The 6725-nt window shown below is 74.1% G+C and carries 7 protein-coding genes and 1 tRNA gene; 5 read left to right on the top strand and 3 right to left on the bottom strand.

The genetic code is table 11. The features are described 5' to 3' along the window. Window positions 1-97: 97 nt before the first annotated feature. Window positions 98-171: transfer RNA gene (locus tag ACWFNE_RS08540), tRNA-Thr, on the top strand. 186 nt (window positions 172-357) lie between these two features. After that, the gene (locus ACWFNE_RS08535) at window positions 358-861 is read left to right on the top strand and encodes a hypothetical protein (RefSeq protein WP_452121996.1); all 504 of its coding nucleotides are present in this window, start codon (window positions 358-360) and stop codon (window positions 859-861) included. A gap of 139 nt (window positions 862-1000) precedes the next feature. Here ACWFNE_RS08535 and ACWFNE_RS08530 read toward each other — a convergent pair whose 3' ends face one another. The 3 genes from ACWFNE_RS08530 to ACWFNE_RS08520 form a co-directional block, all read right to left on the bottom strand. Further along, window positions 1001-1402 (bottom strand): hypothetical protein, encoded by a 402-nt coding sequence (locus tag ACWFNE_RS08530; protein WP_452121995.1) that lies wholly within the window; start codon window positions 1400-1402, stop codon window positions 1001-1003. A 257-nt stretch (window positions 1403-1659) separates the two neighbouring features. Beyond that, entirely contained in the window at window positions 1660-2439 is a 780-nt protein-coding gene (locus tag ACWFNE_RS08525; protein WP_452122368.1) for an SGNH/GDSL hydrolase family protein, read from the bottom strand. A 264-nt stretch (window positions 2440-2703) separates the two neighbouring features. Further along, window positions 2704-3381, bottom strand: a complete 678-nt coding sequence (locus ACWFNE_RS08520) for a uracil-DNA glycosylase (RefSeq protein ID WP_452121994.1) — start codon at window positions 3379-3381, stop codon at window positions 2704-2706. A gap of 366 nt (window positions 3382-3747) precedes the next feature. On the opposite strand from ACWFNE_RS08520, the gene ACWFNE_RS08515 reads away from it, so the two are divergent. The 3 genes from ACWFNE_RS08515 to groL all read left to right on the top strand — a co-directional run bounded on the left by ACWFNE_RS08515 (window position 3748) and on the right by groL (window position 6656). Then, complete coding sequence (locus tag ACWFNE_RS08515) at window positions 3748-4083, top strand: DUF3263 domain-containing protein (RefSeq protein WP_452121993.1); 336 nt, start codon at window positions 3748-3750, stop codon at window positions 4081-4083. A 108-nt stretch (window positions 4084-4191) separates the two neighbouring features. Beyond that, window positions 4192-4827 carry a LytR C-terminal domain-containing protein gene (locus ACWFNE_RS08510; RefSeq protein ID WP_452121992.1) on the top strand — a complete coding sequence of 212 codons (636 nt, stop codon included), beginning with the start codon at window positions 4192-4194 and terminating at the stop codon, window positions 4825-4827. A gap of 203 nt (window positions 4828-5030) precedes the next feature. Continuing rightward, window positions 5031-6656 carry a chaperonin GroEL gene (gene groL, locus ACWFNE_RS08505; protein WP_183298103.1) on the top strand — a complete coding sequence of 542 codons (1626 nt, stop codon included), beginning with the start codon at window positions 5031-5033 and terminating at the stop codon, window positions 6654-6656. Window positions 6657-6725 lie beyond the last annotated feature (69 nt).

Below are 6725 nucleotides of genomic sequence, written 5' to 3'. Positions count from 1 at the left end.
CTCTAAGCCTAGGTGCTCCCCGCTAACCCGCCCGCTCACAGCCGGCGCGGTACCCGTCTTAGGCGGCCTGCCCTAGGCACCCCCCCCCCCCCCCCCCGCCTCCTTAGCTCAGCTGGCCAGAGCACCTGTCTTGTAAACAGGGGGTCATCGGTTCGAATCCGATAGGGGGCTCCCAGCGCCGCGGTGCCCGTTCCCGCCGCGCACGTCGTCGCTGCCACTCAGCCCGTCGCCGCAGCGCAGCCCGTCTCGGCCCGCGCCACCGCGCGGCCCGTGCACGATCGTGCAGCCCGCGACCGCGGCCCATTCGCCGCGGCCCGTGCGCGCGACGATGGCAGCCTGACCCTGGGGGAGGCTGTCATGAAGAACACCCGCCTGACGCTCGGCGTCCCGCTCGCCCTCGCGGTGCTCGCGACCGGCGCCTACCTGGCCTCGGCCGGCTCGACCGCCGTCGCGACGCCACCGGCACCGAGCCCGTCCGCGCCGAGCTCCGCGAACCTGGTCACGGGGGAGCTCGCGGGCAGCGAGAACGGTCCCGCGAAGGTGTCGCAGGACGGCATCGAGCTCAAGACCAAGACGCCGACGACCGTCACGACGTTCGAGCTCACGTACCCCGTCGGCTCGTACTCCGGCTGGCACTCGCACCCCGGGATCGTCGTCGCGGTCGTGAAGGAGGGCGTCGTCGAGCGGCGCACCGGCTGCGGCGCGGGCGAGGTCTTCGGTCCGGGTCAGTCGTTCACCGAGACAGGGCTGCACCACGTGAGCAACGTGGGCGAGGTCGCCGCCGTTCTGTCGATCACGCGGATCTACCCGACGGCGAGCACCGTCGGGCGCATCGACCAGCCGGCGCCGCGCTGCTCGTGAGCCGGCGCCGAGGCTCGTGGGCCGGCTGTGCTGTGCCTGAGCCGGCTGCGCGGCCCACGTGCGGCGGCGGCCTCGTCGGACGGCGTCGCGGCAGCGTCGGGCCACGTCGCGGCCAGGCCCGGAGTCGCCCGACGTGGGCTCAGTCGTCCGCGAGCTCCGACGGCAGCGGGAGGCGCAGCTGCTGGAGCAGGCGCGCGAGCGTCGCCTCGACGAACACGTCGACGGGTTCGCCGTCGGCCCCCGCGTCCGCGAGCAGCGGCCGCACGGACCCGGCGTCGAGCCCCACCCCGAGCACGTCGCGCGCCCACACGACGAACGCCGCGGTCTCGGTGTCGTTGTCGACCGCCCGGCTCGCGGCGGGGTCGTCGAAGTAGTCGCGCGGCTGGCAGCCCAGGTAGAAGAGGCCCGCGGCGCCGGTGCTCCAGAACGACACGATCGCGAGGTCCGAGTCGTGGATCTCGACGCGCAGGAACGGCGCGAGCGGCGCGGCGTCGTCGCGCCACGCCCCGTCGGTGTGCAGGTGCACGCCGAAGTAGCCCACGGTCTCCTCCTCGTCGACGCGGCGGTCCGGCTCGGGATGGCGGCCGTCCGGCTCGACATGGTGACAGCGCCGGGCCCCGCGCGTGGGCGGTCCGTGCGCGGTTCACCCGCGCGGGCTCACGCGGTGGGTACGGTCGCCTCGGGGAGCCGCACCGCGAAGGCTGACCGGGGGCCCCGCGTCGGGTCGGCGTCGCCGCCGGGGCACGGGTGGAGCGCGTCGCCGGGGCCGTCGAGGACCCGACGCGTCCTGCCGCGCGGCTACTCTCCCGGTTGCTCGCCGCGCGCCTCGACGGGCTCGAGGTGCGGGCGCTTCGCGACGCGCGTGTCCCCCGACGAGCGTCCGCGCAGCCGGCGCGTCGCCCACGGGTAGACGTGCTCCCGCAGCCACTGCGCGTCCTCGCGGGCCTTCTGCAGGCGCGGCGGGGTCGGCAGCGGCGTGAGCGGGTCGTCCCACGCGGCGTCGTCGGGGGCGAGCCCGAGCGCGACGAGCGCGGCCTGCGCGACCCGGGCGTGGCCGTCCTCGGTCAGGTGGATCCGGTCGGGCGCCCACATGCGCCAGTCCCGCAGCGAGCGCATGCCCCACAGGTCGACCACGTGGCCGCCGTGGCGCCGCGCGATCGACCACACGTGCGCGTTGTAGATCCCGACGCGTCCGCGGGTGCGGCGCACGATCGGGCTGTCCGTCGAGTCGACGCCGGTCGCGAGCAGGACGTCGGCGCCGGTGGCCCGGATCCGCACCACGGCGTCCTCGAGCGAGCTGGCCAGCGCGTCGACGTCGGCCTGCGGACGCAGGATGTCGTTGCCGCCGCCGACGAGGCTCACGAGGTCCGGCTGCATCGCGAGCGCCTCGGGCAGCTGCTCGGCGAGGATCGCCCGGAGCAGGCGACCGCGGATCGCGAGGTTCGCGTACACGAGCGGGTCGTCGCCGGCGGCGGTGCGCCGGGTCGAGAGGTGCAGCGCCAGCACGTCCGCCCAGCCGCGGCACTCGCCGTCGGGCGCGGGCTGGTCCCACAGCCCCTCGGTGAACGAGTCGCCGATCGCGACGTAGCGGCGCCAGGGGAGGGTGTCGACCGCGCCGGGAGCCGGGCCCGAGCCGGGGTGCGCGCCCGGGCTGTGCTGCGGATCCTGCTCGGGGACGGGTGAGGGGCTCTGCGCGGGGGTGCTCACCGTCCCATTGTGCCGCCGGCCACCGACGCGTTCAGGCCGCGGCTCGCGCGCCCCGACCCGTCGCGCGTCCCGCAGTCGGGCGAGGGGTCGGCGCCTACCCTGCCGTGCGTGCCCCGTGCCGCCCCGGAACCGGGCTCAGGGCAGCGACCAGTCCACGGGCTCGGCCCCCTGCTCGACGAGCAGCGCGTTGACCGTCGAGAACGGCCGCGAGCCGAGGAAGCCGCGGTGCGCGGACAGCGGGCTCGGGTGCACGCTCTCGACGCGCGGCACGCTGCCGAGGGCGCCGCGCAGCGACTGCGCGTCGCGGCCCCACAGCACCGCGACGAGGGGGCCGCCGCGCTCGACGAGCGCCTCGATGGCCCGGTCGGTCACGGCCTCCCACCCCTTGCCGCGGTGCGACGCGGGCGCGCCCGGCCGCACGGTCAGGACCCGGTTGAGCAGCATGACGCCCTGGTCGGCCCACGGCGAGAGGTCCCCGGACGTCGGGGGCGTGACCCCCGTGTCGGCCACGAGCTCGGTGAAGATGTTCGCGAGCGAGCGCGGCACGCGTCGCACGTCGGGCTGCACGGAGAACGACAGCCCCATCGCGTGACCGGGCGTCGGGTACGGGTCCTGGCCGACGACGAGCACGCGCACGTCCGCGAGCGGGCGCTGGAACGCGCGCAGCACCGAGGGCCCGTCGGGCAGGTACCCGCGACCGGCGGCGACCTCGGCACGCAGGAAGTCGCCCGCGGCGCGGAGCTGCGGCTCGACGGGGGCGAGCGCCTGCGCCCAGTCGGGTGCGACGAGCTGGTCCAGGGGAGCGGGGTTCACGGGGGCGAGGGTACCGAGCGTGCGCGGTGCGGGCCCGTGCGGGGGTGCGGGCCTCGTGCGGCGCGGGGGTGCGGGCCTCGTGCCGCGCGGGGGTGCGGGCCCCGCGCGGTGCCGGCCCGGCGCGGGGGTGCGGCCCTCGTGCGGTGCGAGCGCCGTGCAGGGCGGACCCCGTGCAGGGCGGACCCCGTGCAGGGCGGACCTCCTGCAGCACAGCCGCCGGGTGAACGCCGGCCCACGCGGGCCGCCCCGCCCGGGTGCTGAATGACACGCGTGTCATTCGCGCCTACGATGGCGGGGTTCGTGCGGCCCCCCAGCCGCTGCACCCCGCTCTCCTCGAACCAGAGCGCGAGCCCCCCGGAGGACGCGATGGACGCTGCCACGCTGACGGGCTCCTCGACGCAGGAGACCCCCGAGAACGCCGCCGCACCCCACGACGCCGACGCCGCTCCTGCCGGGCTGTCCGAGCGCGACCAGCAGGTCCTCGCGTTCGAGCGCCAGTGGTGGAAGTACGCGGGCGCCAAGGAGCAGGCGATCCGCGAGCTGTTCGACATGTCGGCGACCCGGTACTACCAGGTGCTCAACAGCCTGATCGACTCCCCGGCGGCCCTCGCGCACGACCCCATGCTCATCAAGCGCCTGCGGCGGATGCGCTCGACGCGCCAGCGTGCGCGCACGGCCCGCCGCCTCGGCGGCGACGCCTGACGCACACCGCCCGGGCCGTCGCGTCCGGGTGGACGCTGATCGCACCTTTCGTGCGGCACGCGGGTCAACCGGCCGCTGCGCCCAGTCGCAGCCGTTAGCCTGTCCGCCGTGAGCAAGGGCAGCTACCCGTACCCCGAGGACGAGTTCGACGCTGCGGAGGACCTCGACGGCCCCCGCGGCGTGCACCGTGCTCCCCGCTCACGGTGGCGGGCGCTGCTGCCGTTCGCGATCGTCCTCGTCGTGTTCGCGGGGCTCGGTGCGGGCGTCCTGCTCTACCTCGCGAACTCGGACGTCACGCTGCCCGCCGGCCTCGGCAGCGGCACGACCGCAGGGGACGACGCAGGCGACGGGACGTCCGAGGGGGAGGGCGACCCTGCTGCGGAGGAGGGTGGCGAGGCCACCGACCCCGCCGAGGGCGACGCCGCCGAGGAGCCGCCGGCGACCGACCCGGTCGCCCCGGCGCCGGACTTCGCGGCCCCCGTCACGGTGTTCAACGCGGCCAAGGTCGCGGGCCTCGCGGGAGAGACCGCGGAGACGCTCACGTCCGCCGGGTTCACCAACGTCGACACGGGCAACCACACCGGCGCGGGCGTCGACGGCACGACCGTGTTCTACGCGAACGAGGCGCAGCGCGCGACGGCCGATGCGGTCGCCCAGGCGCTCGGGATCACGAAGGTGCTGCCGTCCGCGACCGAGGCGGCCGCGGGCATCGCGGTCGTCCTGGAGGCGGACTTCACGCCCTGAGGTGCCTCCGCGCGAGCGGACCGCTGCTTGCACTCTCGGGGGTCGAGTGCTAACCATTGACTTAGCACTCTCCGGTGGAGAGTGACAGGATCAACCGGCCGACCGGTGAGGTCCACCCCGCGCGGGACATGACCGCGGGAGGTGGGCCGTCCGTCGCGGGCACCGAGCGGCCACCCACGAGCACAGTGAAGGATCACCGCCCCATGGCCAAGATCATTGCCTTCAACGAGGAGGCCCGTCGCGGTATCGAGCGCGGGCTCAACGTCCTCGCCGACACCGTCAAGGTCACGCTCGGCCCGAAGGGCCGCAACGTCGTCCTCGACAAGAAGTGGGGTGCCCCCACGATCACGAACGACGGCGTCTCCATCGCCAAGGAGATCGAGCTCGAGGACCCGTTCGAGAAGATCGGTGCCGAGCTCGTCAAGGAGGTCGCCAAGAAGACCGACGACGTCGCGGGTGACGGCACCACGACCGCCACCGTGCTCGCCCAGGCGCTCGTGCGCGAGGGTCTGCGCAACGTCGCCGCCGGCGCCAACCCGATCGCCCTGAAGAAGGGCATCGAGGCCGCCGTCGAGGCCGTCACGGCCCAGCTCCTCTCGCAGGCCAAGGAGGTCGAGACGAAGGAGCAGATCGCCGCGACCGCCTCGATCTCGGCCGGCGACACGGCGATCGGCGAGCTCATCGCCGAGGCGCTCGACAAGGTCGGCAAGGAAGGCGTCATCACGGTCGAGGAGTCCAGCGCGCTGGGCCTCGAGCTCGAGCTGACCGAGGGCATGCGCTTCGACAAGGGCTACCTGTCGGCGTACATGGTCACGGACCCCGAGCGCCAGGAGGCCGTCCTCGAGGACGCCTACGTGCTGCTCGTCGAGTCGAAGATCTCGAACGTCAAGGACCTGCTGCCGCTGCTGGAGAAGGTCATCCAGTCCGGCAAGCCGCTGTTCATCGTCGCCGAGGACGTCGAGGGCGAGGCCCTGGCCACGCTCGTCGTCAACAAGATCCGTGGCACGTTCAAGTCGATCGCCGTCAAGGCGCCCGGCTTCGGCGACCGTCGCAAGGCGATGCTGCAGGACATGGCCATCCTCACGGGCGGTCAGGTCGTCTCGGAGACCGTCGGCCTCAAGCTCGACACGGTGGGCCTCGAGGTCCTCGGCACGGCGCGCAAGATCGTCGTGACGAAGGACGAGACCACGATCGTCGAGGGTTCGGGCGACGCGTCGCAGATCGCGGGCCGCGTGTCCCAGATCCGCGCCGAGATCGAGAACTCGGACTCGGACTACGACCGCGAGAAGCTCCAGGAGCGCCTCGCGAAGCTGGCCGGCGGCGTGGCCGTCATCAAGGCCGGCGCGGCGACCGAGGTCGAGCTCAAGGAGCGCAAGCACCGCATCGAGGACGCCGTCCGCAACGCGAAGGCCGCTGTCGAGGAGGGCATCGTCGCCGGTGGTGGCGTCGCGCTCATCCAGGCGGGCAAGCTCGCGTTCGAGGGCCTCAAGCTCGAGGGTGACGAGGCGACCGGTGCGAACATCGTCCGCATCGCGCTCGACGCGCCGCTCAAGCAGATCGCGATCAACGCGGGCCTCGAGGGTGGCGTCGTCGCCGAGAAGGTGCGCAACCTCCCGACCGGTCACGGCCTGAACGCCGCGACGAACACCTACGAGGACCTGCTCCTCGCGGGCGTCAACGACCCGGTCAAGGTCACGCGCTCCGCGCTGCAGAACGCGGCATCGATCGCGGCGCTGTTCCTCACCACCGAGGCCGTCGTGGCCGACAAGCCGGAGAAGGCGTCCGCGCCTGCCGGCGGTGGCGGCGAGGACTTCGGCGGCGGGTTCTGATCCGCTGAGCCTCACCCGGCGGCGCTGAGCCGCCGACAGCACACGGCGACGGGCCGGTCACCTTCGGGT

This window comes from Cellulomonas sp. NPDC055163, assembly GCF_053607065.1.
Note: the sequence above shows the minus strand (reverse complement) of the source record. Positions and strands in the feature narration are given on the sequence as shown.